This window comes from Pantoea sp. Lu_F5_004 (genome assembly GCF_051136245.1).
In the GTDB taxonomy this organism is placed as follows: domain Bacteria; phylum Pseudomonadota; class Gammaproteobacteria; order Enterobacterales; family Enterobacteriaceae; genus Pantoea; species Pantoea agglomerans.
In genome coordinates this window covers 2,466,182-2,492,394 of record NZ_CP194946.1, presented here as the reverse complement: position 1 = coordinate 2,492,394, position 26,213 = coordinate 2,466,182, and the positions used below count along the sequence as shown (strand labels likewise).

At 56.3% G+C, this 26,213-nt stretch carries 22 protein-coding genes and 1 pseudogene; 16 read left to right on the top strand and 7 right to left on the bottom strand.

Features of this window, described 5'->3' with window-relative positions:
• The first annotated feature begins 156 nt into the window (after nt 1–156).
• From ACR8BN_RS11505 to ACR8BN_RS11490, 4 genes are read left to right on the top strand one after another with little or no spacing between them, the layout of a single operon-like run.
• Nucleotides 157–987 (top strand): transketolase, encoded by an 831-nt coding sequence (locus ACR8BN_RS11505; RefSeq protein WP_039391653.1) that lies wholly within the window; start codon nt 157–159, stop codon nt 985–987.
• On the top strand, nt 980–1,924 hold the full coding sequence (locus ACR8BN_RS11500) for a transketolase family protein (RefSeq protein WP_010669881.1): 945 nt from the start codon (nt 980–982) through the stop codon (nt 1,922–1,924). The genes ACR8BN_RS11505 and ACR8BN_RS11500 overlap by 8 nt, the downstream gene beginning before the upstream one ends.
• Nucleotides 1,925–1,926: 2 nt before the next feature.
• Nucleotides 1,927–3,414 (top strand): FGGY family carbohydrate kinase, encoded by a 1,488-nt coding sequence (locus ACR8BN_RS11495; protein WP_424999305.1) that lies wholly within the window; start codon nt 1,927–1,929, stop codon nt 3,412–3,414.
• Between the two features lie 20 nt (nt 3,415–3,434).
• Nucleotides 3,435–4,853: an L-fucose/L-arabinose isomerase family protein gene (locus tag ACR8BN_RS11490; protein WP_434746953.1), complete on the top strand. Its 1,419-nt coding sequence runs from the start codon at nt 3,435–3,437 to the stop codon at nt 4,851–4,853.
• Between the two features lie 111 nt (nt 4,854–4,964).
• On the opposite strand, the gene ACR8BN_RS11485 is transcribed toward ACR8BN_RS11490, so the two are convergent.
• Complete coding sequence (locus ACR8BN_RS11485; RefSeq protein WP_031592912.1) at nt 4,965–6,095, bottom strand: mechanosensitive ion channel family protein; 1,131 nt, start codon at nt 6,093–6,095, stop codon at nt 4,965–4,967.
• A gap of 96 nt (nt 6,096–6,191) precedes the next feature.
• Nucleotides 6,192–6,926, bottom strand: coding sequence for a flagellar brake protein (locus ACR8BN_RS11480; protein ID WP_031592913.1), 735 nt, complete (start codon nt 6,924–6,926; stop codon nt 6,192–6,194).
• Nucleotides 6,927–7,137: 211 nt separating this feature from the next.
• Here ACR8BN_RS11480 and ACR8BN_RS11475 point away from each other — a divergent pair, with 211 nt between their 5' ends.
• Entirely contained in the window at nt 7,138–7,386 is a 249-nt protein-coding gene (locus tag ACR8BN_RS11475) for a GlsB/YeaQ/YmgE family stress response membrane protein (RefSeq protein WP_010246168.1), read from the top strand.
• A 67-nt stretch (nt 7,387–7,453) separates the two neighbouring features.
• Here the strand turns inward: ACR8BN_RS11475 and ACR8BN_RS11470 are convergent, their stop codons facing one another.
• Both ACR8BN_RS11470 and treA read right to left on the bottom strand, forming a co-directional pair.
• Complete coding sequence (locus ACR8BN_RS11470; RefSeq protein WP_069026093.1) at nt 7,454–9,553, bottom strand: TonB-dependent siderophore receptor; 2,100 nt, start codon at nt 9,551–9,553, stop codon at nt 7,454–7,456.
• Between the two features lie 191 nt (nt 9,554–9,744).
• Nucleotides 9,745–11,430 carry an alpha,alpha-trehalase TreA gene (gene treA / locus ACR8BN_RS11465; RefSeq protein ID WP_137228619.1) on the bottom strand — a complete coding sequence of 562 codons (1,686 nt, stop codon included), beginning with the start codon at nt 11,428–11,430 and terminating at the stop codon, nt 9,745–9,747.
• 209 nt (nt 11,431–11,639) lie between these two features.
• Here treA and ghrA point away from each other — a divergent pair, with 209 nt between their 5' ends.
• The 5 genes and pseudogenes from ghrA (at nt 11,640) to ACR8BN_RS11440 (ending at nt 15,911) form a co-directional block, all read left to right on the top strand.
• Nucleotides 11,640–12,581: a glyoxylate/hydroxypyruvate reductase GhrA gene (gene ghrA / locus ACR8BN_RS11460; protein ID WP_039391668.1), complete on the top strand. Its 942-nt coding sequence runs from the start codon at nt 11,640–11,642 to the stop codon at nt 12,579–12,581.
• A gap of 39 nt (nt 12,582–12,620) precedes the next feature.
• Entirely contained in the window at nt 12,621–13,358 is a 738-nt protein-coding gene (locus ACR8BN_RS11455; protein WP_039391669.1) for a phosphatase, read from the top strand.
• 610 nt (nt 13,359–13,968) lie between these two features.
• Nucleotides 13,969–14,658 (top strand): hypothetical protein, encoded by a 690-nt coding sequence (locus ACR8BN_RS11450; RefSeq protein WP_434746952.1) that lies wholly within the window; start codon nt 13,969–13,971, stop codon nt 14,656–14,658.
• 467 nt (nt 14,659–15,125) lie between these two features.
• A pseudogene (locus tag ACR8BN_RS11445) lies at nt 15,126–15,317 on the top strand (phosphatase); the annotation flags it as partial.
• Between the two features lie 27 nt (nt 15,318–15,344).
• Nucleotides 15,345–15,911, top strand: coding sequence for a TorD/DmsD family molecular chaperone (locus ACR8BN_RS11440; RefSeq protein ID WP_010246159.1), 567 nt, complete (start codon nt 15,345–15,347; stop codon nt 15,909–15,911).
• Nucleotide 15,912: 1 nt separating this feature from the next.
• Here the strand turns inward: ACR8BN_RS11440 and ACR8BN_RS11435 are convergent, their stop codons facing one another.
• Both ACR8BN_RS11435 and ACR8BN_RS11430 read right to left on the bottom strand, forming a co-directional pair.
• Entirely contained in the window at nt 15,913–17,292 is a 1,380-nt protein-coding gene (locus ACR8BN_RS11435) for a CoA transferase (RefSeq protein ID WP_434746951.1), read from the bottom strand.
• Between the two features lie 46 nt (nt 17,293–17,338).
• A complete protein-coding gene (locus tag ACR8BN_RS11430; protein ID WP_010669895.1) occupies nt 17,339–18,223 on the bottom strand; it encodes a DMT family transporter in 885 nt (294 codons plus the stop codon).
• Nucleotides 18,224–18,396: 173 nt separating this feature from the next.
• Here ACR8BN_RS11430 and ACR8BN_RS11425 point away from each other — a divergent pair, with 173 nt between their 5' ends.
• Entirely contained in the window at nt 18,397–19,122 is a 726-nt protein-coding gene (locus tag ACR8BN_RS11425) for a glutamine amidotransferase (RefSeq protein ID WP_434746950.1), read from the top strand.
• Here ACR8BN_RS11425 and ACR8BN_RS11420 read toward each other — a convergent pair.
• A complete protein-coding gene (locus tag ACR8BN_RS11420; RefSeq protein ID WP_434746949.1) occupies nt 19,110–19,673 on the bottom strand; it encodes a class I SAM-dependent methyltransferase in 564 nt (187 codons plus the stop codon). The two genes, ACR8BN_RS11425 and ACR8BN_RS11420, sit on opposite strands and share 13 nt — an antisense overlap.
• A 233-nt stretch (nt 19,674–19,906) precedes the next feature.
• On the opposite strand from ACR8BN_RS11420, the gene exaC reads away from it, so the two are divergent.
• The 5 genes from exaC to ACR8BN_RS11395 all read left to right on the top strand — a co-directional run bounded on the left by exaC (nt 19,907) and on the right by ACR8BN_RS11395 (nt 26,213).
• The gene (exaC, locus tag ACR8BN_RS11415) at nt 19,907–21,427 is read left to right on the top strand and encodes an acetaldehyde dehydrogenase ExaC (RefSeq protein ID WP_031592949.1); all 1,521 of its coding nucleotides are present in this window, start codon (nt 19,907–19,909) and stop codon (nt 21,425–21,427) included.
• Between the two features lie 1,069 nt (nt 21,428–22,496).
• Nucleotides 22,497–23,093: a hypothetical protein gene (locus ACR8BN_RS11410; RefSeq protein ID WP_069026096.1), complete on the top strand. Its 597-nt coding sequence runs from the start codon at nt 22,497–22,499 to the stop codon at nt 23,091–23,093.
• Nucleotides 23,094–23,116: 23 nt separating this feature from the next.
• Entirely contained in the window at nt 23,117–23,611 is a 495-nt protein-coding gene (gene tssJ, locus ACR8BN_RS11405; RefSeq protein ID WP_115765151.1) for a type VI secretion system lipoprotein TssJ, read from the top strand.
• A 5-nt stretch (nt 23,612–23,616) separates the two neighbouring features.
• Nucleotides 23,617–24,960: a type VI secretion system baseplate subunit TssK gene (gene tssK, locus ACR8BN_RS11400; protein ID WP_069026587.1), complete on the top strand. Its 1,344-nt coding sequence runs from the start codon at nt 23,617–23,619 to the stop codon at nt 24,958–24,960.
• Nucleotides 24,961–24,974: 14 nt separating this feature from the next.
• A complete protein-coding gene (locus ACR8BN_RS11395) occupies nt 24,975–26,213 on the top strand; it encodes a DotU family type VI secretion system protein (protein WP_434746948.1) in 1,239 nt (412 codons plus the stop codon).

Genomic DNA, 26,213 nt, shown 5'->3' with positions numbered 1-26,213 from the left:
TTCCTGGCAGCGGACGGCCCGGACGGCCTGCCCGGTTTAACGGGCAGAGTAGCGAACAAAGGGCGGTTCAGTTTATTAGCCCCTTTTTTCAGGCACAAAATTTTTTAACCAACGTGAATATATATTCATAATCGATTTAAAATTCAGAGGTAGTGTATGAATCCTTTCAATCTTCCGGTCGATGACCTTGAGCGTCGGGCGCGGGCAATCCGCCGCCGCATCATCCAGCTTAACGCGGGCAGCCCGGCAGGCGGTCATACCGGCGCTGACCTGTCACAGGTAGAGATCCTCACCGCGCTCTACTTCCGCATTCTGAACTGCGCCCCGGATCGCACAGAGGACGATCAGCGTGACATCTATATCCAGTCCAAAGGGCATGCGGTGGGGGGCTATTACTGCGTACTGGCGGAAGCGGGCTACTTCCCGACCGACTGGCTGGCAACCTATCAGCATGCCGACTCGCATCTGCCTGGCCATCCGGTACGGCAGAAAACGCCGGGCGTTGAGCTGAACACCGGCGCGCTGGGTCACGGCCTGCCGGTGGCGGTGGGCATCGCTATCGCGGCGAAAAAAGATAACAGCCCGCGCCGCATCTTTGTGGTGACCGGCGATGGTGAGCTGGCTGAAGGCAGCAACTGGGAGGCGGCGCTGGTGGCGGCGCATTACGGCCTCGACAACCTGATCATCATCAATGACAAAAACAAGCTGCAACTGGCGGGCGCGACCCGCGACATCATGAACACCGATCCGCTGCCGGAAAAATGGCGCGCCTTCGGGCTGGAGGTCACCGAATGCAACGGCAATGAGATGGCGGCGGTGGTCGACACCATTGAAAACCTGCCGAAGAACGGCAAACCGCAGGTGATTGTGGCGCATACCGAGAAGGGATTTGGCGTCTCCTTTATCCAGAGCAAGGCGGAATGGCATCACCGGGTGCCGAAAGGCGAAGAGATCGCACTGGCACTGGAGGAACTGAAAGATGAGTAATGCACAACATTTAGCAAGCGTCATGGTCACGGCCTTTATCGACGCGGTGAATCGCGGTGTGGATCTGGTGCCGGTGGTAGCCGACTCCACGTCGACGGCCAAAATCGCCCCCTTTATCAAGGCCTTTCCCGACCGGCTGATTAACGTCGGCATCGCTGAGCAGACGCTGGTGGGCACGGCGGCCGGCCTGGCGCTGGGCGGCAAAGTCGCAGTGACCTGTAACGCTGCGCCGTTTCTGGTGTCACGCGCCAATGAGCAGGTAAAAGTCGACGTCTGCTACAACAACACCAACGTCAAATTGTTCGGGCTGAATGCCGGGACCAGCTATGGCCCGTTAGCCAGCACCCATCACAGCATTGATGACATCGCGGTGATGCGCGGTTTCGGCAACATCGAGATCTATGCGCCTTCCTGTCCGCTGGAGTGCCGTCAGATCATCGATTACGCCCTTGAGCATGTCGGGCCGGTCTATATCCGTCTGGATGGCAAAGATCTGCCGCAGCTGCACGAAGAAAGCTACCAGTTCAGGCCGGGCGCGATCGACCTGTTGCGTGAAGGCAGCGACATCGCACTGGTGGCGATGGGCTCAACGGTTCACGAGGTGGTTCACGCTGCTGAGCAACTGGCTGAGCAGGGCATTTCAGCCGGTGTGATCGCGGTTCCATCGATTCGACCTTGTGATACCCAACAGCTGCGCAACCTGTTAAATCACTACCCAGCGGTAATTACCGTAGAGGAGCATAACGTTAATGGCGGTGTCGGCAGCCTGGTGGCCGAAGTGCTGGCGGAAGGCGGCTGCGGCATCCCGCTGTTGCGGCTCGGCATTGCAGATGGGGAATATGCGATTGCCGGCGATCGCGCCTCTACCCGCGCCCATCATGGCATTGATGCCAGTAGCGTGGTGAACAGTGCAGCGCGCATCTGCGCAGGAGCATAAATATGGTGGGACCCCTGATTCTGGCAATCGATGAAGGCACTACCAATGCTAAAGCGATTGCGGTTGATCGCGATGGCCGCGTGGTGGCACGCGGCAGCCAGAGCTTAACCCTGCAACACCCGCAACCAGGACTGGCTGAGCAGGACCCTGTGGCGATCTGGCTGGCGGTAAAAGAGGCCATTACCCATTGCCTGGCAGACTGTGGTGGCGCGTCTGTCGCGGCAGTTGCGATCAGTAATCAGCGCGAGTCGGTGCTGATCTGGCAGCGGCGTGACGGCAAGCCGCTGACGCCGCTGGTGAGCTGGCAGGATCGACGATCCGAGTCACTCTGTCGCGACCTGCGTCAGGCGGGCAAAGCGCCTCGCATCACCGGTTTGACCGGACTGGCCGTTGACCCTATGTTTCCGGCCGCCAAGCTGACCGGGATGCTGGCCGCCATTCCCGACGGCGCGGCGCGGGCGGCGGCGGGTGAGCTCTGTATCGGCACGGTCGACAGCTGGCTCAGCTGGCAGCTCAGCGCAGGCGAGGTATTTATTACCGATCATGCTAACGCCTCACGCACTCAACTCTACAGCCTGCATCTTAATGACTGGGACGACGAGCTGCTGACGCTGTTTCAGCTGCCGCGCGCCGCGCTGCCGCGCATCACCGCCTCAGCCAGTGAACAGGGCGTGGTCGCGGTGAGTGATATTCCCGGCTTAGCGCCAGGTACGCCGATTCTGGCGCGCATCGGCGACTCTCATGCTGCCTTACAGGCGCAGCGGCGCGGCGAGTCTGAAGTGGTGAAAGCCACCTACGGCACCGGGTCTTCACTGATGATGTCCATGGCGACGCCGCTGCTGACGGAAAATGGCCTCAGCACCACCGTGGCCTGGCACGACGGCACGCTGCGTTATGCCTTTGAAGGCAACATCACCCACACCGGTTCCGGTGCTGCCTGGCTGGGCAGAATGCTAGGCGTGCAGGAGCCGCGCGAGCTCACCGCGATGGCGCAGCGCTGCGGCGATAATCAGGGTATCTATTTTGTTCCGGCGCTCTCTGGCCTGGGCGCGCCCTGGTGGGATCTGCAGGCGCGCGGCATGGTGTGCGGACTGACGGATGCCGCCACACCCGCCGTGCTGGCGCGGGTGGCGCTGGAATCCATCGTCTGGCAAATCGCCGACGTCTTTTTTGCCATGGAGCAGGCCAGCGGCCAGCAGCTTCCGGCGCTCTGTGTGGATGGCAGCGCCACCGAAAATAGCTGGCTGATGCAGTTACAGGCGGATGTGTTACAGCGGCCGTTGCAGCGGGTGCCTACCGCCGAGGTCTCCGCGCTGGGCGCGGCACTGCTGGCAGGCAAAGTACTGGGATGGTGGCAGCAGGGCAGTGATATGCAGGCGCTGCAGGGCGGCAGCGTCATCATGCCGCGTGAAGAGAACGCGCAGCATATGCAGGAAAACTATAAAGGCTGGATTGACGCCGTTGCACGCTGTCGTTATCAGCCACATTAATCCTTATCCGGAGCAGAGCCATGTCAACACTTCCTCAGCAGTTAACCTTCGGCGTCATTATTGGCAACCGGGGTTTTTTTCCCAGCTATCTGGTGGGCGAGGCGCGCCAGCAGGCGGTCGCGTTGTTTGAAAAGATGAACATTAATACGGTGATGCTGGATGAGACCCAGACCAATCTGGGCGGCGTCGAGACGCGTCAGGAGGCCAAAACCTGCGCCGCGCTGTTTCGCCAGCATCGCGAAGCGATTCACGGCATGGTGGTGCTGCTGCCTAACTTTGGTGATGAAAAAGCTATCGCGGAAGCGCTGCGTCTCGCCGGGCTGAACGTGCCGGTGCTGGTGCAGGCCGAAGAGGACAATCTGGATAAAATGGGACTGGCGACGCGCCGCGACAGCTTCTGCGGCAAAATTTCACTCTGCAACAACCTGCGGCAATATGGCATCCCGTTTACGCTGACCCGCCAGCACGTCTGCGCCCTGAGCGGCGAGGTGTTTATGCAGGATCTGCAGCGGTTCAGCCAGCTCTGTCGGGTGGTGAATGCTATGCGGCGGGTACGCGTCGGGGCGATTGGTGCCCGGCCCGCCGGATTCAACACCGTGCGCTACAGCGAAAAGCTGCTGGAGAAGATGGGTATCGCGGTGGAGACCCTGGATTTATCGGAGATCTTTACCCGTACCAACCGGCTGCGCGATGACGATATCCGTGTGGCAGAGAAGCGTGAAATCCTGGAGGCCAACGCCGATGCGCGGGGGATTCCGGGTGACAAACTGGTGACCATGGCCAAACTGTTTGTAGTGATCAGCGAGTGGATCAGCGACAACGATATCGATACCACCGCCATCCAGTGCTGGACGTCGTTGCAGGAGAACCTGGGCATTAACGTCTGCTCAATCATGAGCGTGATGTCGGGCCAGCTGATGCCCAGCGCCTGCGAAGTGGATGTGATGGGGGCGCTGTCGATGTACGCGCTCGCCAGCTGTTCGCTCAACCCCGCCTCGCTGGCAGACTGGAACAACAACTTTGGCGACGAGCGGGACAAATGTGTGCTGTTTCACTGCGGTAATTTCGCCAGCGCCAGCCTGGAGTCACCGACCATGGGCACGGCGGATATTATCGGCACCACCGTGGGCAAAGAGAACACCTGTGGCGCAGTGCATGGCCGGATGAAGCAGGGCGATCTGACCTATTTCCGCCTCTCTACCGACGACTTCAGCGGCGAAATCAAAGCCTATGTGGGAGAGGGAATGTCGGTCACCGATCCGCTGGACACGGTAGGTTGCCGTGCGGTGATCCAGGTGCCGCAGCTGGAGACACTACTGGCGTGGATCTGCCGTAACGGCTTTGAGCATCATGTGGCGATGAATCACTCTGCCACGGCCGGTGTGCTGCAGGAAGCGTTCAGTGAGTATCTCGGCGTGAGCTGCTACCGGCATCAGTAAGCGGTAAGGTGGAACGGCTGAATGCAAGGGGTGAAGCAGCCGGTGCGGTCACGATTCCGCCCGCACCGGCCTGTATGCCCGCCACGCCTGAAAAGGAAGGCGGGCTCTGACTTAGCGCGCCATTCTGCGCACCTCGTCATCGTCATTCTGCACCGCAACCAGATCCACCGGCGGCAGATTGCCGCCGCTGAACTCCACCTGACGAATCGGGAAGGCGAAGCGGATATTCCGCTCTTCCAGTGCCGCCATCAGCTGCAGGTTAATCTCCTGCTGAATATCCATGTACTTGTTGTAATCCGCATCCAGCACAAAATAGACCACTTCAAAGGTCAGTTTTGAATCCTCAAAGGCCAGGAAGTGGGCGCGGTCAAAACGGGTGGTCTCAACGCCCTGGATAATCTCTTTCACCAGCGGGCTGATCTCCCGGACCTGCTCTGACGGCGTGGCATAGCTGATACCAAACTTAAAGACGATGCGGCGCTGCTGCATGCGCTTATAGTTGTGGATCGTCTGCTGCAACAGAATGGTATTTGAGCAGACAATCTGCTCGCCACTCAGGCTGCGCAGTCGGGTGGTTTTCAGGCCGATATGCTCGATGGAACCGGCAATGTCACCAAAGACAATAAAATCGCCATGCTCAAACGGTTTATCAAAGCCTATCGCCAGCGACGCAAACACATCGCTCAGTACCGTCTGAATCGCCAGCGCAATCGCGATGCCCCCGACCCCGAGACTGGCGACCAGTGCGGTAATGTTGATACCCATGTTCGACAGAATGGCCAGGAACATCATAATCCAGACCACTACCCGCAGCAGAATACCGAGGATCACCGTAGTGACCGGGTTGCGCACGTGCAGCGGGTCACGCAGCAGGCTTTTCAGCCATAGCCGGATGCCACAGTCGAGCCACAGTGCGAGCTGCACAATCAGCGCCAGGAACCAGCCGTGCGCGATGGTTACACTCCACGACGCGGGCAGATCGACAAACTTCAGGGCAATCAGCAGCGAAAAGATCAGCAGCAGGGTCTGGCTGGTACTGCGCAATATCTCCACCAGAATCGCGGTGGCGCGAACATGCCGATGTTCGCTGTAAAGGGCAATCCGGTTGGAGATAAAGCGAATCAGGGTACGTAATATCCAGTAAATCACCAGCGTGGATACCACCACGATGGCGCTGTTTAGCCAAAGTTCCTGATTAAAAAAGAGGGAGTGAAAACGACGTGAAGAGAGCCAGTTTTCCATTGGGGAGGGTCTCCTTGCTGGGTTCCGGTTTAAAAGAAAACAAGCAAGAAGCATAGCCTGGATGCGGCCCACCTGTGTGGCGCATCCGTAAAGCGGTTACTGGAATCGGGTCGATTTATCGCGAGCCAGGCGCTCAAGGGCAAAAATAATCTGCTGAAGCTGCCGCTCCTGCGCCGGGTTCAGCGTGGCAAAACGAAAGCTCAGTCGCGGTGTGATGCGGGTTTCATTTTTGCCGGTTACCACGCTACGCTCGCCAATGCTCAGCAGCTTTACCGGCACGTCAAAATGGCCATACTCGCCCAGCTCGACCCGGAACGGGTTGAAGCTGTCACCATCCTGCAACCCGTCCGGCAGCGCTTCATCGACCAGCACGCCGATACCGCCCAGCGACAGATCCTGCAGACGCAGGCGCGTTTTCCTGCCATCGGGCCACACGGTATGACACCAGAACTGCGGCTCAAGCGGGGCGCAGACCCGGAAAAACTCACGTCGCTGGATCTGCCACAGCAGGTCTGGCAGCGGCGCGCTGAAAGCGGGTAACCCTTCAAACTCCACGATTTCCAGCGCGGCGAGGCTGAACTCCACCTTAGCGCCGTAGGTTTCCGCGGTGATACTGAGATCGTCGCTGGTCAGGGCATAATCGTTATCCAGATTATTACTGCCGAGGTCAAACAGCAGGCGATCTTCATCGGCAGCCAGCATCCGGCTGATAAACTGCCCACGCGGAAAGCGCACCAGTAATGGCGTCTGCAATCGCAGCAGATCTTTCATAACGCCAAGAACCGCCAGCGTGCCACGTTTTAGATATTGTTCCTGGTCGGCTTCTTTCACGTCCTGCTCCACAAGGGGGGTTACTTTATTGATGCTGTTTTTTTTGCCTCGTCTCGGTTATCGGCGCGGCAAAAAAAAGCTTTAGCATGCTATTCATCAATAATAACTGTGAGCAGGCAGGCATTTTTTGAAAAGCTGGTTATACTTATCGCGGTAAACCGCTTGATTAATCAGGCGTTCACGATTTAATCAAAAAAGGAAGGAGCAACAGATGGGTATTATTTCCTGGGTCGTCTTTGGCTTAATCGCGGGTATTCTGGCGAAGTGGATTATGCCGGGTAAAGACGGTGGCGGTTTCATTCTGACTATCGTTCTGGGTATTATCGGTGCAGTAGTGGGTGGCTGGATCAGTACGCTGTTTGGCTTCGGCCGCGTCGATGGGTTTAACTTCGGAAGTTTCGTGGTCGCTGTTATCGGTGCCATCGTGGTGCTGTTCATCTACCGCAAAGTACGCAGTTGACCGTAAAGGTTTAAACGAAAAAGGGGACGAAGCGATTCGTCCCCTTTTTTTATCTCTTATTTTGCTATCAGAAGTCGTAACCGACTGTCGCCATTACGCTGCGCTCTGCGCCCCAGTAGCAGTAGCCGGTGCCATAACAGCCCGCCACATAGGTACGGTCGGTCAGGTTATTGGCGTTGACCTGCACCCATGCACCTTTCAGGCTGCTGTTCCAGACGCCGAGATCGGCCCGCACTGACGCATCAAACAGCGTCACAGACGGCACACGCGTGGTGTTTTCATTGTCCGCCCACTGTTTGCCGATGTAACGCACACCCGCACCCGCGCTCAGACCGTAATCAAACTGATAGTGACCCCAGAGTGCAGCCATGCTGTTAGGTGTGACATATGGCGTATGTCCGTCGTTGCCATCCACCGACTCTTTAAAGCGCAGATGATTCAGCGTATAGCTCGCCACGGTGCTCAGACGCGGGGTTAACTGATTATGCGCTTCCAGCTCAATGCCCTGTGAATGCACTTTGCCCGATGGCGTATAGGTTCCATCCTTAACATTGCGGTTTGCCACATCTTTCTGCGTCAGGTCATAGACCGCCACGCTATAGAGATCGCGGGTGCCGACCGGCTGATATTTCACCCCGGCTTCATACTGCTCGGCGGTAGTCGGCTTCAGCAGGTTGTCGTTGGGATCGGTGAGCGCGGTCGGGGTAATCGCCTGGCTCCAGCTGACGTAAGGCGAGATACCGTTGTCGAAGGCATAGAGCAGTGCTGCGCGGCCGCTGATGTGATCATCCTGACGGCGGTCGCTGCCGCTGTTACTGGCGACAATGCGGTCATAACGACCGGAGAGATCCAGATGCCAGCGATCCAGCTTCATCTCATCCTGCAGATAGAGGCCGGTCTGATAGTAGCGACGGGTTTTATCGGCCCAGGTGTAATCAGGCATGTCGCCAACCTGTTCACCAGTCCGTGCATTAAGCTGGTTGGCCGAACCGGAAGCCTCACTGATCTCATTTTTATAACGATGATACTCAGCACCCAGGGTGACGCGGTGCTCCAGTTCTCCGGTGCCGAACTCAGCCTGTAAGCGGTTATCGGTGGACCAGGCCGAGAGCGACGAGCGCTCGCCAGAGTAATATCGGTTCAGCAGATCGGGATTCACGCTGTCCCAGCCAATCTGATAGACCTGATCGAGATCGACATTCGAGTGGCTGTAGCTGCCGGTCGAGGAGAATGACCAGACGTCGTTAAAGCGATGGGCGAAATCGAAGCTGTAGATCTGCTCGCGACGCTTGAACTGATCGAGATCGCTGTTGCCCTCATAAAAGCCGTTGCTCAGCTTGTAGCCATTGTGTTCGGTGAGGCTGCCGTCACCCGGTACCGAACCGTGATAGCCGCCTGACGGATCCTTCTGCAGATAGGCTTTCAGGATCAGATGCGTATCCTCATCCGGCTGCCACATCAGCTGCGGCATCAGCGCATATTTCTCTTCGCGGGTGTGATCGTACTGGGTATCACTGTTGCGGGTCACGCCGGTCAGGCGAAACGCCCACTGATCGTTGATGGCATTGGTGTAGTCAAACATCGTGCCGGTGGTGGCGTTGCTGCCCGCCTGCAACTGGATGTGACCCTCTTCGCTGAACTGAGGACGCTTGGTGACCATGTTGACCAGTCCGCCCGGCACCGTCTGACCATAGAGCGCAGAAGAGGGGCCTTTGATCACGTCGATGCGCTCAAGGAAGGCGTTATCCACCTGCAGGCCGTTGAAACTGCCGCCGTCGCTCATCAGCCGCATGCCGTCGAGGAAGGTGTTATCGACATCGCCGCCATGGAAGCCACGCAGCGCAATGGTGTCGTAACGGGTAGCGGCACCGCCGAAGTTGGTGAAGACACCGGAACTATAGCCCAGCGCCTGATTCAGGGTCAGCGCGCCCTGATCCTGCATCTGCTGGCGGGTAACCACGGAAATCGATTGCGGCGTAGTGATCAGCGGACGATCGCTTTTGGTTGCGCCCTGGCTGGTCGTCGCCAGATAACCCTGGGTCGGCGAGGTCGAATCTTCCTGCGGTTGCGCAGTCACCACCATATCGGCAGCAAAACTCAGAGCAGGCGCGGTCAGCGCCAGGGTGCAGAGGCGAACATAACCTTTCAGCGACAATGACAGTTTCATCAAAATTCCTTTCTTGGCAAAGGTTCAGGCAGGTGAATAAAAGCTTTGATAGGCAATCTCATTATCATAATGAGAATTATTACCTTTTGTAAATTGGCTGCAATTTTGCCTGTTGATGAAAGAAGGTCAAGTAAAATTCGCGGAAATGAAGTGGGGATACCCCCGGCGAGACCAGAGGTATCCAGAGAGGATTAAGGTTGTGAGGCAGACGCCTGTGGAATATCGTGGGCGCTGTTACAGGTTTTATCTTTCGGGCAGTACTTATCCAGCAGTTTCAGCGTGACGCCGTTAGTCCAGCCGAAGCCATCCTGCAGCGGATATTCACCGCCACCACCGCCGCCGAGATTTTTGCCCTCAACGACATATTTCTCCACCAGCTTATGCTCACGGTCATAAGTGTTCTGAACGTTTTGCAGGAAGCGTAATCCCACCTCTTTCGCCAGTTTTGGCTGGTTGTAGTGCTCCAGACCTTCCACAGCGACCCACTGCAGCGGTGCCCAGCCATTGGGTGCATCCCACTGCTGACCGTTGTTTACGGTGGTGGTCACCAGACCGCCAGGTTTCAGCAGCTGTTTTTCAACCGCGCTGGCGGTGCTTTCAGCCTGCTTATCGCTGGCGACCTGCAGATAGAGCGGGAACAGCGCGGCAGCAGTCAGCTGAGGATGGACCTGCTTTTTCTGCCAGTCATAATCGGCGTACCAGTTCTGCTTGCTGTCCCACAGATAGCGGTTGATCGCCGCCTGGCGCTTCTCCGCGCGATCGGCAAACTGCTTCGCCAGATCGCTCTGCTTGTTCATCTGATAGCCTTTTGACAGGGTCTGCTCCAGATGGAACAGCAGGCTGTTGAGGTCAACCGGGGCCAGCTGCGTGGTACGAATTGTCGACAGGTTATGCGCATCGGTAAACCAGCGCGAACTGAAATCCCAGCCCGACGCCGCACCGGAACGCAGCTCACGGTAGAGTTCAGCTTTATTGCGCTGCGGCGCTTTCTGCGCGGTGGCAATGTCATCCATCCAGGATTCAGTGCGAGGCACGTCGCGCGCATCCCAGTAGCGGTTGAGCAGGCTACCGTCCGCCAGCTTAATTACGCGCTTGCTGGCTGCGCCCGCCGCGACTTTATCGCTGTCTGCCATCCAGTAGTCATACTCTTTCTGCAGCTGCGGCAGATAACGGGTATAGGCTTTGCCGTTATCGTGCGTGGCCAGCAGATCGACCATCAGGCTGAAGAACGGTGGCTGTGACCGGCTCAGGTAGTAGCTGCGGTTGCCGTTGGGAATGTGGCCATAACGGTCGAGCAGGGAGGCGAAGTTATCCACCATATCCTGCACTTTATCCCAGTGCCCGCTCTCGGCCAGCCCCAGCATGGTGAAGTAGCTGTCCCAGTAATAGACTTCGCGGAAGCGCCCGCCGGGCACCACATAGGGTTTGGGCAACGGCAGCAGCGAGTCATACTGACCGGCGCTGCTGGTGGTGCGCGTCAGCACCGGCCACAGGCCATCAATGTGGTCACGCAGGTTTTGTCCGGCTGGCGGCACATATTTGTCACCGGCCGCGGGCAGGGTAAAGTTGGCATCCACAAAACGCTTAAGATCGAAATTGCGCTGTTTCTTCTGCATCTGCCAGTCGGCAAGAATTGAGGCGGGATCGAATTTCGGCACCGCATCAGCAAAGGTCTTTTGATCGGGATAGAACTTCGCCTGTTGCACGGCATTAAACAGCGGTCCTAAACGAACGTCAGGCGGCTGCGGCTGATTATTCAGCATGCGACTGTTGTCGTCGGCCTGGGCAGTGAAGGCGGGTACGCTCAGCAGCAACGTGAGCAGAAAGGGCGCATAACGCTGACGCCGTGGAGCGGCGTTTACCTCAATTTTTGTCATCGGTTTTTCTCCTTGTCCGAAATGCGGCCGCGCGTAACGCATTGACCACAGGACCAACTTTAGACCTTATCTGAACACTTCACCCTGAAGCGAGCCGGAAATGTGAAGCCACGGGAATTATTTTTATGGAAAAAACCGCTTTATTACGCTGGTTTTTTCTTGCTCTCACCTCGCTTTTCCCTGACGCTGAAAGAAAAAAGGAGAGCAGGATGGAGATCATCTGGTATCACCCGTCGCAGTCTGCAGCGGCCTGGATTAACGGTTTACAACAGCGTCTGCCCCAGGCGCGGGTGCGTGCCTGGCAGCCAGGCGATAACGGTCCGGCTGATTACGCGCTGGTCCGTTCGCCGCCTGCAGAGATGCTGCAGGGACGCGCCACCCTGCGCGGCGTCTTTGCGCTGGGGGCAGGCGTGGACGAGATTCTGAAACAGCTGCAGCACAACCCTGAGATGCTGCCCGACAGCGTGCCACTGTACCGGCTGGAAGATACCGGCATGGCGCGGCAGATGCAGGAGTATGCGGTTCATAGCGTACTGAGCTGGTTCCGTCGTTTTGACGATTACCGTCTCCAGCAGCAGCAACAGTGCTGGCAGCCGCTCCCCGCTTACACGCGCGAAAACTTTACTATCGGCATCCTGGGGGCGGGCGTGCTGGGGCAGAGCGTGGCGGAAAGTCTTAAACCCTGGGGATTCCCTCTGCGCGTCTGGAGCCGTTCGCCCAAAGAAATTGATGGCGTGACCAGCTTTGCCGGTCGCGATGCATTGCCTGCCTTTCTGCAGGAGACGCGGGTAGTGATCAACCTGCTGCCGAGCACGCAAGAAACCATTAATCTTATCGACCACCACTTTTTACAGCAGCTGCCGCACGGCGCTTTCTTCCTCAACATCGCGCGCGGCGCGCAGGTGGTGGAAGAAGATCTGCTGGCCGCGCTCAATAGCGGACAGCTGAAAGCGGCGGCGCTGGATGTCTTTCAGGTTGAACCGCTGCCCGAAGCGCATCCGCTCTGGTCACATCCGCGCGTCACAATCACGCCCCATAATGCGGCGGTAACCTTGATCGACGAAGCTATCGACTACATCGCCCGCGCCATCACCCAGGACCAGGCAGGCGAGCCACCGCAGGGCAGAGTGGATCGTCAGCGCGGCTATTAATGAACCGGTCCCGTCAGGGGCAATCAGCAGGAGAAGAGGATGTATCCGGTAGATCTGCATATGCACACCATCGCCAGCACCCATGCCTATAGCACGCTGCACGACTACGTGACTCAGGCGAAGCAAACCGGGATGAAACTGTTTGCCATTACCGATCACGGCCCCGACATGGCCGACGCGCCGCACTACTGGCACTTCATTAATATGCGCGTCTGGCCGCGCGTGATCGATGGCGTGGGTATTCTGCGCGGTATCGAAGCCAATATTAAAAATCAGCAGGGCGAAATCGACTGTTCCGGCCCGATGCTCGATGCGCTGGATTTGATCGTCGCCGGTTTTCACGAGCCGGTTTATGCGCCGCGCGACCGGAAGCATCACACGGATGCGATGATCGCCGCGATGGCGGGCGGGCTGGTCCATATCATCAGTCATCCGGGCAACCCGAAATTCCCGGTCGATATCACGGCTATCGCCGAGGCAGCCGCGCACTATGATGTGGCGCTGGAGCTGAACAACTCCTCCTTTACCCATTCGCGTCCGGGCAGTGAACCGAACTGCCGGGCTATCGCCGCCGCCGTGCGCGATGCCGGTGGACGGCTGGCATTTGGCTCCGATTCCCATACGGCGTTTACGCTCGGAAATTTTGAACATTGCCTGCGCATCGCCCGCGAGGTGGATTTTCCTGAGGATCGGGTGTTAAATGTCACGCCGCGTCGCCTGCTCGACTTTCTGGAGCGGCGCAGCGGCAAACATATTGCTGAACTGGCTGACTTTTAGCGGCAGGCCTGGTAAGCAATACGCTCACCATGATGGAAATCCCCGCTTTTATCTGCGGGGATATAATGACTGAGGCGAGTATTTTACCGTAACCCGTTCTCTTATCAGCCCGGAAAGGGCGTGTGGCAAGGCCTGAAGCTTAAAGCTGAGAGAGCACTTAATAACTGAAAAATGGTCTCAATCGTTCGGGTTAGCAATGTCAACGGGGCGGTTCGTCCGGTCGGGTAATGGCGTAAACTTTAAGTTCTACTCTGCTCTTTATTGATCGCGTTAGATCAAAGCGTAGAATTACCACGCCTGGTAACGCGCTTTATTAATTTAATAGTTAACCATGCTAATAGCAAAGCTGAAATTATTATTGCTATGAATAATGCATTCGCTGTTGAAGGAAAAATTTGAAATGGATTTACGATTTCACCGAGCTTCATGTAAGCATCTTCCGAAAGGGTTCTGAAGATGATTTCCGGGATCACTATAAGATAAAATAGAGTAAATACGGTGTATAAAGCCAGCCACTTAATCCTTTTCATAAGCCATTCTCTTTGCATACCTTTCACTTCAGTATACAATCGTTGCATAAGGAATTCTACACAAAGGGATGAGTATGAACATGTCTTATCTTAAGATTAAACTTCAGGCAGAGCGAACCATTGCGCTTAACTTTGAGAAGGCACTTGCTGAGTTACATCAAACAATGCTTGATACAGGAAGGGGGATTGTGTCTGGCGCTCAACGTGCAAGCGGCTATGGTTCATGCTTTTTTGATGACTACAAGGATGTTTGTAATCAACTTAAGCAGGAAGATTTGCGATACCTGAAGCAACTCAGAATGCTGTTTACCCTGCAGGACGTGATTTTAGAGATGGTAGAAATATACTTCAGAAAAAAACTGAGCCGTATTGGTGATACAGGCATCCAGAACATACAGAGACTGTTAGCTGAAAAAGCGTCTGATTATGCTTCTGGTAAATTCTCTAAACTTGCTATAGCACAGTTAATCGCTCTCGTTATTACACAATCCCGGGATTTCAAACAGTCACATATTAATGTAATTAATGCTACAAGTTCGTATGCCGTAACCGCTTTTAAATTTTATGGTAAGTTTGAAATTGCCACAAAAGCAGCAAAAAAATTACGCTTCGATGATGCGGAGTATTACTTCGACTTATATAATGCTAATTTAGAAATGTTTTATTATTTGATTGAGCCAGAAATGTCTAAAATAATCTATTTGAAAAATTCAGGTTCCACTAGTGAAGAGCAGATTTTAAATCTACTAAACAAAATTTTAATAAAATGAAGGCGATCATTCGCTGGCTATATGCCTGGGTAAGTCAATCCTTCTTTGGACTTATACCACCAGCGGCCGGTCTGGTCGGGGCCATTTTTTTTGTAAGCGTCTTTCCTACATATGGTCTGCTGTTCGCTTTTCTATGGATCCTTTTAATTATTTATTTTTGTGGAAAATATTTTCGCTATTACTAGTGGAGTTAAGCCCCCGTATGAAAAGTGCTTTTTATTTTATTCTATTTTTTATGAAAATTTACGAGTTTGATTAGCCTGTTATTGCATATCTTCATTCCGCCTGGCTAATAGTTCATCAGAATCAGAAGTTGCTGGATGATGTATTCTGAAGTTTTCTATGCAAAATTAACCAGTTGCTTTAAGATTTTTTCTGAAGTATGAACTTACTTTCTGGCTGAGATAGCCAGGTGTAAGGGTCGATTACTCAGAGTCCCGGTCATCGCCGTTGTTAAGACCGCCGATGCCGGAGGACGTCTGGCATTTGGCTCCGATTCTCACACCGCGTTTACGCTGGGTCACTTCGATCACTGCCTGCGCATCGCCCGCGAGGTGGATTTTCCTGAGGATCGGGTGTTAAATGTCACGCCGCGTCGCCTGCTCGACTTTCTGGAGCTGCGCAGCGGCAAACATATTGCTGAACTGGCTGACTTTTAATTTACTTGCCTCAAGGAAATCTGACTCATGAATGAGTTTTCCATTCTGTGCCGCGTGATCGGCTCACTGTTTAATCGTCAGCCGCAGGATCCGCTGCTGGTGCCGCTGTTCACGCTGCTGCGTGAAGGCAAACTGCAGTCGCAGTGGCCGCTGGAGCAGGATGAGCTGCTGACCCGTCTGCAACAGAACAGCGATCCCCAGGCGCTGGCCGCCGATTACAACGCGCTGTTTGTTGGCAGCGATTGCAACGTGCCGCCGTACGCCTCACAGTGGCCGGAAGGCAAAACGGAGCCAGAAGTGCGTGCATTCCTGACCTCACGCGGAATGCCGCTGAGCGATGCGCCTGCTGATCATTTTGGTGTGCTGATGCTGGCTGCGTCATGGCTGGAAGATCAGTCAGCGGAAGATGAGAGCGCGGCGCAGATGGCGCTGTTTGAAGAGTATCTGCTGCCGTGGTGCGGTGCTTTCCTGGGTAAAGTGGAAGCGCACGCGACCACGGCCTTTTATCGTACTCTTGCCATGCTGAGCCGCGAAGCGATCCAGGCGATGTACAACGAACTGCTGGATAGCAGCGAAGAGACGCCTGACGCCTGATTCACCACATCGCCGGGTGCGTACCCGGCGCACAGCCTGACGTCGCACAGAGCTGTGGGGTGCAGGGCAGCCTGGCGGCCGCTCGCAGCCTCACTCCAAACCCCCACGGCGTTAATTCGTAACAAGGCAGGTTATCCTTCACCTGCGGCGCAATGCCGGAGCCTGTGTGCTGATCGGTGGGATGCTGCTGCAACAGCCACGCGGTGCGCGCCAGCGACAGCCGGACCTGGCTGCCGTGACCCTCAGAGATGCGTCGCCGTAATCCCTCCAGCACCGCCGCCGCCAGCAGATAGCCGCTGGCATGATCCAGCGCCTGCACCGGCAGCGGGACCGGTTTGTCGCTGTGCTGCCACTGCATGCCTCTTTCAGCAATGCCGCACCCCATCTGCACCAGACTGTCAAAACCCCGGCGATTGCGCCACGGACCCTGCCAGCCCCAGGCATTCAGGCCGGCATCGACCAGACCGGGTGAGAGTGACTGAAGGGTCTCCGCGTCAAACCCGAGCCGTTCCAGCGCATCTGCCCGATAGCCATGCACCAGCACGTCCGCTTCACGCAGCAGGTGGATAAACTGCTCGCGATCGGCGGGCTGAGTCAGATCCAGCACCGCTCGTCGCTTGCCGCAGCTCATCTCCTCATCCAGCGTCGGCTCCTGCCAGCCGGGCGGATCGATGCGCAGCACGCTGGCTCCCAGGCTGGCAAGAAAACGGGTAGCAACCGGCCCGGCAATAATCCGCGTCAGATCCAGGACTTTGATGCCCAGTAAAGGACGGGCTTCGGCCAGCGGCCATGCCGGCGCAGCTGCCTGTTGAGTGGACTGCCAGCTAAACAGCGGTTCGCGCTGTACGGCCTGGCCCTGCGGATGCTGCTGCCAGGCGGCGGCGCTGCGCATTTCTGCGGCACAGCCACCCGCATCAATAACGGCCTGCTCCAGTTCGCTGGCCTGCCACTGTTGCACCTGCTGCGCCAGTGCTGCGCGATCGGCGTGCGCGCCCAGCACCCGTTCCATCGCCAGCCGGTGATGCACGGCGTTGGTGTGCAGACGGATCCAGCCATCCCGGCTGCGATAGTCACCGGCAAACGCATCCCACATCGCGGGCGCAGCGCGATTCAGCGGATGAAAGCTCTGCTGAAACCAGCGTGACGCCAGCCGGACGTTAACGGTGACGGGCGGAGAGGCGAATTCAGGGTGGGATGTGGCCATAAGCGCAGCAGCAGCCTGCGTTGCCAGACCGATGCTGGTGGCCGCCAGCTCACTGACGGCAAAGGCAGAAGAGAAGGTGGCGCGATCGACGAAGGCGGGGAGAGGCCAGGCGGCGTCGCGACCTCGCAATCCCTGCTGCATCTGCTGCCAGAGAGAGGCGGCAAGCGATGAGTCCATGTTGTGCTTCCTGAGAGAAGTGATTTCTCAAGCATAGCACGCGGGATTAACGCCGCCGCAGGCGCGGGAAGCGGGCATGCATCCGCAGGCTACGCAGGTTGATTACGGCAATAGCGGTACCAAGGATTACCAGCGACGCACCGATAATCTTGAAGCTGTTAAGGCTGTCGCCCAGCACCACAATGCCCATCAGCACGGATAATACCGGTGTCAGCAGTGAGTAGGGCATGATCAGGTTGACGTTATATTTCTTCAGCAGCATATACCACAGCGTATAGGCGACAATCGACGAGGCGATAGCGCTGTAAAGAATGGCAAACCAGCCATGCCAGCCCGCATTTTGCAGGGCGTAGAGCTGATGTGATTCCATCAACAAGCTGGATGCGCCGACGACAGGAATGGCCAGAAACGCAATCCAGCCGGTCATGGTCAGCGGTTTAATCGGCGGTGACTTTTTCACAATCAGGTTGCTGACAGCCCAGCCGGTGGCGCTGCACAACAACAGACAAAGCACCCACCACGACGGAATCGTCGGGCTGCCGGAGAGCACGACGACGCCGCTCAGCGAGATCATAATGCCCATCAGCTGCACCAGCTTCAGCTTCTCTTTCAGCACCACCATCGCCAGCAGCATGGCAATGGGTGTACCGAGCTGAACCACAATCGCGCCAGTGCCGGCATCGGTATAGCGCAGGCCGACAAACAGCAGCGAGAAGTGCATAAAACCGAACGTGAAAGCCAGCAGCAACAGCCAGGGTAGCTGCTGACGGTTAATCCGGCAAAACGGTACCAGTACGATGGCGACGACCACAAAGCGCATAAACGTCAGGAAAAGTGGCGGAAGCTCCAGCAGGCCCCATTTCACCGCAACGTTGTTGAAGGCCCAGATTGAAACCACCATCAGAATCAGAAAAAAATGCCGCACAGCCACGATAATATCCTTTCGATGTTTTTTTGCTTAGCCCGCTAATGATGGCACGAACTGCGGCATTGCAGCCAATCGCAGGGAGAAATTTTCTGCGATTGCGGCGCAGCCTGATGAGACTTTCGGGCGCGTTGCTGGCAGACTGATTTGAAACGACTTCTTAAAGGAACTGATTCGGTATGACCTACACGTCCGCCTTACCCCTTGCGTTAATTCAGCTTGAAGTCCCACCTGCTAACGTCGTCTCAGAGATTGGTGAACAGCCGCGCTGGTTCATCGACGCGTTAAACCTGCAACCCGATGAATACCTGATTGTACGGCCCCATCTGGGCGAGACGCTATCCGCTTTCGACCAGATTTCCGGGGCGATCCTCAGCGGTTCCTGGGCGATGGTCACCGATCACGCTGACTGGAGCGAACGCAGCGCCGTATGGATTCGGGCAGCGATGGATAACGGCTTGCCGTTGCTGGGGGTCTGCTACGGTCACCAACTGATGGCCTATGCGCTGGGCGGCGAGGTGGCGGACAATCCCAACGGCTGGGAGCGTGGCCTGTTACCGATCAACTGCATGCCGGAGGCGCAGCGCGATCCGCTACTAAAGAAATTGCCACAGGACTTCAGCGTCTGGCTGTCACATCGCCAGTCGGTGATCAGCGCGCCACAGCAGGCGCAGGTGCTGGCCGCCTCTGCGCGCGATGGCTGTCAGATTGTCCGCTATTCGCCGCAGGCGCTGTCGGTGCAGTTTCATCCTGAATTTTCACGGCACATCATGAACGTTTGTATGCCCAGGGGCTGTACAGAAGATGGGGCAAACGAGATGGAGGGGAAAGACTGGGCGCGTGAGTTGCTGGTAGCGTTCTGGCAACAAACGCGCCCTGCATTGGCGCAAGCTCAGGGCGCGTAGTGACGCGTGCAGCGATAGACCCAGGCGGGTGGCACGTTTTTCAGCACCCGCTGGCGCTCCCAGGTGAAGTAGCGCGACAGGTCTGGCTGGGTCAGCGAGGTATACTGGAACTGCACAAAGACGCCGCTGGGCCCGAGGGCGTTATATACCGCGCGCAGAATCGCCTCACGCAATTCAGTAGGTAAGGAGAGCAGCGGCAGGCCGGAGAAGATCACGTCATATTCTCCGCTCAGGTACTCCGCTGAACAGGTGCGCACCGTCATGCGCGGATCGTCCAGCGCATTAAGTTTATCGACCAGCGTGCTGCTGATCTCAAAGGCATCCAGCGTGGCATCGGGTGACATCTGCGCCAGTATCTGCCGAGTCAGCACACCGTCGCCCGCGCCGAGTTCGGCGATACGTAACTTTTCAGGCCATTCCACCGACGTAATCATGGTGCGGCACAGCGCCTCTGACGAGGGCGTAATGCTGCCCATCTTGCGCGGATTGCGGATAAACTGATGCACGAAATTGGCTTTAGCGCGCATCAGGGTAAAAGCTGAAGCCAGCATGCTCATCTCCAGAATGAATTCATCCTCACGTTGACCCCTTTGTGCCGCACAAGTTTCTCTCTGACCAGCCTTTTGGGTAAAAGTCGGAATTATCTAAAGACGAAGCGTAAACACCCCATTCCTTCGGGGCGGTCACAGTTTCCGGTTAACAGAACTGACAGGCTCTTGATGATGCTTCATGTTAATAATAAGTTTCATCATTGTTACATCAGTCACCTGTCAGGAGAATGATCATGCGTTATGCCGCCCCCGGAGAACAGGGTTCTCTGATTACCCTACAAAAGAATTATGGCAACTTCATTAATGGTGAATTCGTCGCGCCGGTGAACGGCAACTACTTCACGAATACCTCCCCGGTGAACGGCTCTGCGGCCGGTGAGTTTCCGCGCTCAGACGTTGCCGATGTTGATAACGCTGTGGCTGCTGCTGCGGCGGCGGCGGAAGCCTGGGGCAAGACCTCGCCGCAGCAACGCTCGCTGCTGTTACTGAAAATCGCCGATCGGCTGGAACAGCACCTGGAGACGATGGCGGTCTATGAAACCTGGGATAACGGTAAACCGGTACGCGAAACCCTGGCGGCCGATATGCCGCTGGCCGTCGATCACTTCCGCTATTTTGCCGGTTGTGTCCGGGCGCAGGAGGGCAGTGCCGCCGAGATTGATGAGTTCACCGCCGCCTATCATTTCCATGAGCCGCTGGGCGTAGTTGCGCAGATCATTCCATGGAACTTTCCGCTATTAATGGCGGCGTGGAAACTGGCCCCGGCACTGGGCGCGGGTAACTGTGTGGTGCTGAAACCGGCTGAGCAGACCCCGTTGTCGATCACCGTTTTTGTCGATCTGATTAAAGATCTGCTGCCGCCGGGCGTGCTGAATGTGGTGCATGGGTTCGGCAAAGAGGCGGGTGAAGCCCTCGCCTCCCATTCCGGCATCGCCAAGGTAGCCTTCACCGGCTCTACCGCAACCGGCGGTCATATTCTGGAGCTGGCAGCAAAAAGCCTGATCCCCTCGACCGTTGAGCTGGGCGGTAAATCACCTAACATCTTCTTTGAAGACATCATGCAGGCGGAGGAGAGCTTTATAGAGAAAGCCGCCGAAGGCGTGGTGCTGGGCTTCCTGAATCAGGGCGAAGTCTGTACCTGTCCGTCGCGTGCGCTGGTACAGGAGTCGATCTACGAACCCTTTATGGCGGCCGTGATGAAGCGGGTAAAAACCATCAAACGTGGCGATCCGCTGGATACCGAAACCATGGTGGGCGCGCAGGCGTCGCAGCAGCAGTTTGATAAAATTCTCTCTTATCTTGAGGTTGCCCGACAGGAGGGCGCTGAAGTGCTGGTGGGCGGTGGCGTAGAGAAGCTGGATGAGTCACTTAACAGCGGCTACTACATTCAGCCGACACTGCTGAAAGGCAACAACAGCATGCGCGTTTTCCAGGAGGAGATCTTTGGCCCGGTCATTGGCATCACCACCTTTAAAGATGAGGCAGAAGCAATCAGTATCGCCAACGACTCCATCTATGGGTTAGGTGCTGGCGTCTGGACCCGCGATATCAACCGTGCTTACCGTGTGGGCAGGGCGATTAAAGCCGGGCGCGTCTGGACCAACTGTTATCACCTCTATCCGGCGCACGCCGCCTTTGGTGGCTATAAGAAGTCGGGTATCGGGCGTGAGACCCACAAAATGATGCTGGATCACTATCAGCAGACTAAAAACCTGCTGGTCAGCTACAGTATCGAGCCGCTGGGCTTCTTCTAGTTCTGGCCCGCAACCTGCCAGGTTAACCCTGCACTCTTCTCCCAGAACCACGCTACGGCGTGGTTTTTTTTGCTCCACGTAGCCGGGCATGCTGAAAAGCATCAGAAGCGTGGCGATGGCTGCAATGCCGATAAAGAACAATTAATCAGTCCTTTCTGAAAGCTAAGCTGAGCCGTTTTGCGCTTCGCTTACCTCGCTTCACGACAAACTCTTCCTCAGCCCTTTTTGAAGCGTCCTCTAATGAATCAACTTACTGATGTGCAAGCATTATCTCACTATCTTTTACGCAGAAAACTGCCACGTATTACGGTCACCCTGCCGTTAACCTTCATTCCAGCCCGTTGAGTCAGAGCCATTTTTTACATGAGTTTTTTTAATGCTGACTACAGAGTAATCTGGTTTCTGTGTAAGAATACTTCATAGTTACTCATATTGTTAAGAATAATCCTAAGCGAGTGATTAAAAGTAACACATATTTGCACTAAGTAAATTACTTAAACTTTACTTAAGTAAGATCTTCTGAAAGTGGCCCGTTGAAATTTTGTCAATCTTCTGTAAACTCGCAGCTTATGTTTACAAAGGAATTGTGATTTCATACCCACGGGCAGGATATACTTGGCTCGTGCGGTAGCTATGAGCTTATACACATCTTGTAACTTACTGAATGTGATCGTAAAAACAGGAAAGCCAGCCTGTTCGCTGCGCTTTTTTCTTTTGTCAGCAAATAGCGTCACAACTGTAAATCTGAGTCAATGTGTCAGTTTTTAGGCCAGGGATGGCATAAGTAAAGCTTGGGTTTTGCCTTCCTCATCCAATCTGACGGAAAAAAATAGATCATGTTTCTGATCATTTATTGCCGGCTCAGATTTCTCCCTGCGCCCGTTCCGGTCGCCAGAGTTGCTTTTTAATAGTTAAAATTAGTTGATCTGTTATCGCGCCACGCCATGGCACTTTAACGCTATTTGCTTAAGATTTTTCTTTTAGGCTGGCACTAAGTGGCGCTCTTTCAGCACCACATCCCCGATTTTCATTACTGACAACCGGCCTCTGGCCACTCTCCAGGATATGAATGGAACACAACATGAAAAAAATGGTGAAGCTCCGTATTGCGTTAGGCCTGATGTTTGTTTTTTCTGTCGCGGGTTGTAAAACGCCGCCAAAAATGACGGATGACACGCTGGTCACCAGCACCGTGGATGGCGTGGTGATTAGTCACCGTTATGCGGTTAAACCGCCTGCGCAGTTCAGCCCGGTCAATGAAACCTACCGTGCGCTCTATCCCGCTTCGGTGATGAGCCATCCGAGTTTTGGCGGCAAGGTGGTGGAGACGCTGAAAACCGGCGAAAGCTACACCGTAATTGGTCAGGTAGAAAACAACTGGCTGGCGCTGGGTGAACCCGCTCAGGCGTCAGCAGAACCTGAACCGGGTAAAGCCAGCAGTGCCGTTAAAGAGACAGCACCCTCCGCAGCGCCGCAGGCAACCGTTCAGCTGACCGGCTATGTGCCGTTTCGCGCCGTGGTGAAAAGCGAGCTTTACGATCAGACGATTAAGGCTGACCAGCCGAAGCGCCGGGTGCGCAGCAGCAAGAAGAAAACCTGTGTTGCGGTAAACGGTGACAGCACCGCCTGCCAGAACAGCACTAACGGAACCTGGATTATTAACTAATCGCACTAAGCAGGGAGGGCGGGATGATGACAACAACGCAATGGCGTGGGGCGCTGATAGTGCTGCTGACGTGGCTGATGACCGCGTGCAGCAGCACTCCACAGCCCGTTGCCTGGTACAACCTGGACGTTCAGGCGCAAAACCAGGTTAACGGCGGTGCGCCGCTGAAAGTCCGGGTGGTATTACTGACCTCCGATGCGGAGTTTATGTCGGCTGACTTCTACTCCCTGCAAAACCCGTCCGCTAATGCGCTGGGTAATGCGCAACTCAATACGCAACAGTTCTTCCTGACTTCCATTCAGCCCCATAAAACGCTGCGGATTAAGAGTCTGCCCGAGGCGCGTTTCATCGGCATCATGGCGGAATATCAGGCGCTGGATGGCAAGGTCTGGCGACTGTCGCTGCCGGTTCCCGAAGGCGAATCACCCTCATTCTGGGCGTTCTGGAAGCGTGACGATGGTGAGCTGAATGCGCGCATCGTGGCGGGGATTAACGGCCTTCGCGTGGAAAAACAGTGATGTCTATGAACAGAGCCGAAAAGGTGGTCTGGACCGAGGGGATGTTTCTGCGTCCTCACCATTTCCAGCAGTCAGAAAATTATCTTCTCAGCACCCTGCGTGAGTGGGGCCAGTCGCAGCGCGCCTATACCTGGGGTTTTTACGATATTGAGTTCGATGAAGCGCTGCTGCGCCAGGGGAAACTGGCGCTGAGCGCCGCCAGCGGCTGTCTGCCTGACGGCACGTTTTTTGCTTTCAGCCAGCCACAGCACGGTCCGGCCCCGCTTGATCTGCCTGCCTCCGTTGACCGCAGCAAAGTGGTGCTGGCCATTCCGGCACGCCGCAATGGCCGCGAAGCGGTGGCCTTTCAGGAGTCGCAGGATTCTCTGGCGCGCTACCTCGCCTGGGAAGCGGAAGTGGAAGATGACAATGCCCAGGCCGTGGGTAGCGCCACGGTGCAGTTCGGCAAACTGCGTCTGCGGCTGATGCTGGAACAGGATCTGACCGCCGAGTGGACCGCCATGGGCGTGGCTCAGGTGATTGAAAAACGCAGCGATAACCATATCCGGCTCGACAGCGACTACATCCCGCCGATGCTGACGCTTAACAGCAGCCGTCCGCTGCAAAACATGTTTAACGATCTGCACGGGCTGATCCAGCAACGCAGCCAGCAGTTGAGTCAGCGCGCGCCGGGCACCGGTCGTTTCAACAGCGCGGATATGGTCGATTTTATGCTGCTGGCGCTGCTCAATCGTCAGCTTGGCCTGCACACTCATCTGCAACATCTGCCGCTGCTGCATCCTGAAACGCTCTACAGCCACTGGCTGCAACTGGCGGCGGAGCTCAGTACCTGGACGCCAGCCCGCGCGCCCGATGGTCTGCCGCTCTACGATCATGACGATCTGCACAGCTGTTTTACCCGCCTGTCACTGCTGCTGCGTCAGGGGCTGTCCCAGGTGATGGAAGAGAGCGCGATTCAGCTGCCGCTGATTCAGCGCTCGCACGGTCTTAACGTCGCGACCGTGCCGGAGAGCAGTATGGTGCATGAGTTTGGCTTTGTGCTGGCGGTGAAAGCCAGCGTGCCAGCCGACACCCTCAAAACCCATTTCCCGGCGCAGATGAAAGTCGCCCCGGTCAGCAAAATCCGCGATCTGGTGCAGTTGCAGTTGCCCGGTCTGGCACTTCGGGCCATGCCCGGCGCGCCGCCGCAGATCCCGTGGCATGCCGGATACAGCTATTTCGAACTGGATAAGAACAGCGAGCTATGGAAAGAGATGGAGCGCTCGGGCGCTTTTGCGCTGCATCTTGCCGGTGAGTTTCCAGGTCTGAACATGGAGTTCTGGGCCATTCGTAGTCAGTCAGAATCATAAACTGAGCACGCAGCATGATGCAGGAACAACAAAAATCACACAGCGATCTTGCGCCGGAGGCCAGCCATCAGAATGTGCTGGTCGCGGCGGCCAATCCCCTGATTAACGCCATTCCTCAGATCCGTCACTCGGTATCACATGAAGATCCGGCACAACTGCGTCAGCAGCTGATCGATCAGATTCGGCGCTTCGAGCTGAGCTGCCAGCAGTCAGGCCTGGGCTATGAAGTGATCATCGGCGCGCGATACTGTCTCTGTACCGCGCTGGATGAGGCGGCGGCGCTGACGCCGTGGGGCAGCCGCGGCGTCTGGACCAGCAATGGTCTGCTGGTCACCTTTCACAATGAAACCTGGGGCGGCGAAAAGTTTTTTCAGCTGCTGGCTAAGCTGTCGCAGAACCCCAGACGCCACATTCTGATGCTGGAGTTGATCTACTTCTGCCTGCTGCTGGGGTTCGAAGGACGCTACCGGGTGCTGGACAACGGCCGCTCGCAGCTGGAGACCATCAAACAGCGCCTGCTACAGATGATCAAAAGCGTGCGTGGCAATTATGCAGCAGCGCTGTCTCCGCATCCCACCGATCAGCCGATCCTGCGCAAATTATGGCGGCCAATGATCCCGCTGTGGGCCTGTGCGGCGGTGGCGGGGCTGGCGGCCTGTCTGTTCTACATCGTGCTCAACTGGCGTCTCGGCGATTACACCTCGCCGGTACTGGCCCGTATCTATCAGACGGCCCTGCCGGAAGTGAAGATCGGCAACCCTGCACCACCACCACCCGCCACGCTGAACCTGCGCGCTTTCCTGAAACCGGAAATTGATGCCGGGCTGGTAGCGGTGCGTGACGAAGCGGACCGCAGCGTGGTGACGCTGAAAGGGGACGGACTGTTTGCCTCGGCGGCCACCGAAGTACGTGGACGTTACACGGACGTAATCCAGCGCATCGCTGCCGCCATGAACAATGTCAGCGGCCAGATTCAGGTGATTGGCTACAGCGATAACGTGCCGATCCGCAGTGCCCGCTTCGCCTCCAACTTTGAGCTTTCGCTGGCACGTGCCCGGTCAGTACAGACCCTGTTGCAACAGCAGCTGGCGCAGCCGTCACGGGTGAAAGCGGAAGGTCGCGGTGAAAGCAATCCGCTGGTGCCTAATAACAGCGCAGAAAATCGCGCACGTAACCGTCGTGTTGAAATTACCCTGCTGGTGGCACCGGATGCGACGCATGCCGAACTCAACGGCCTGGCGAGAGGGAACTGA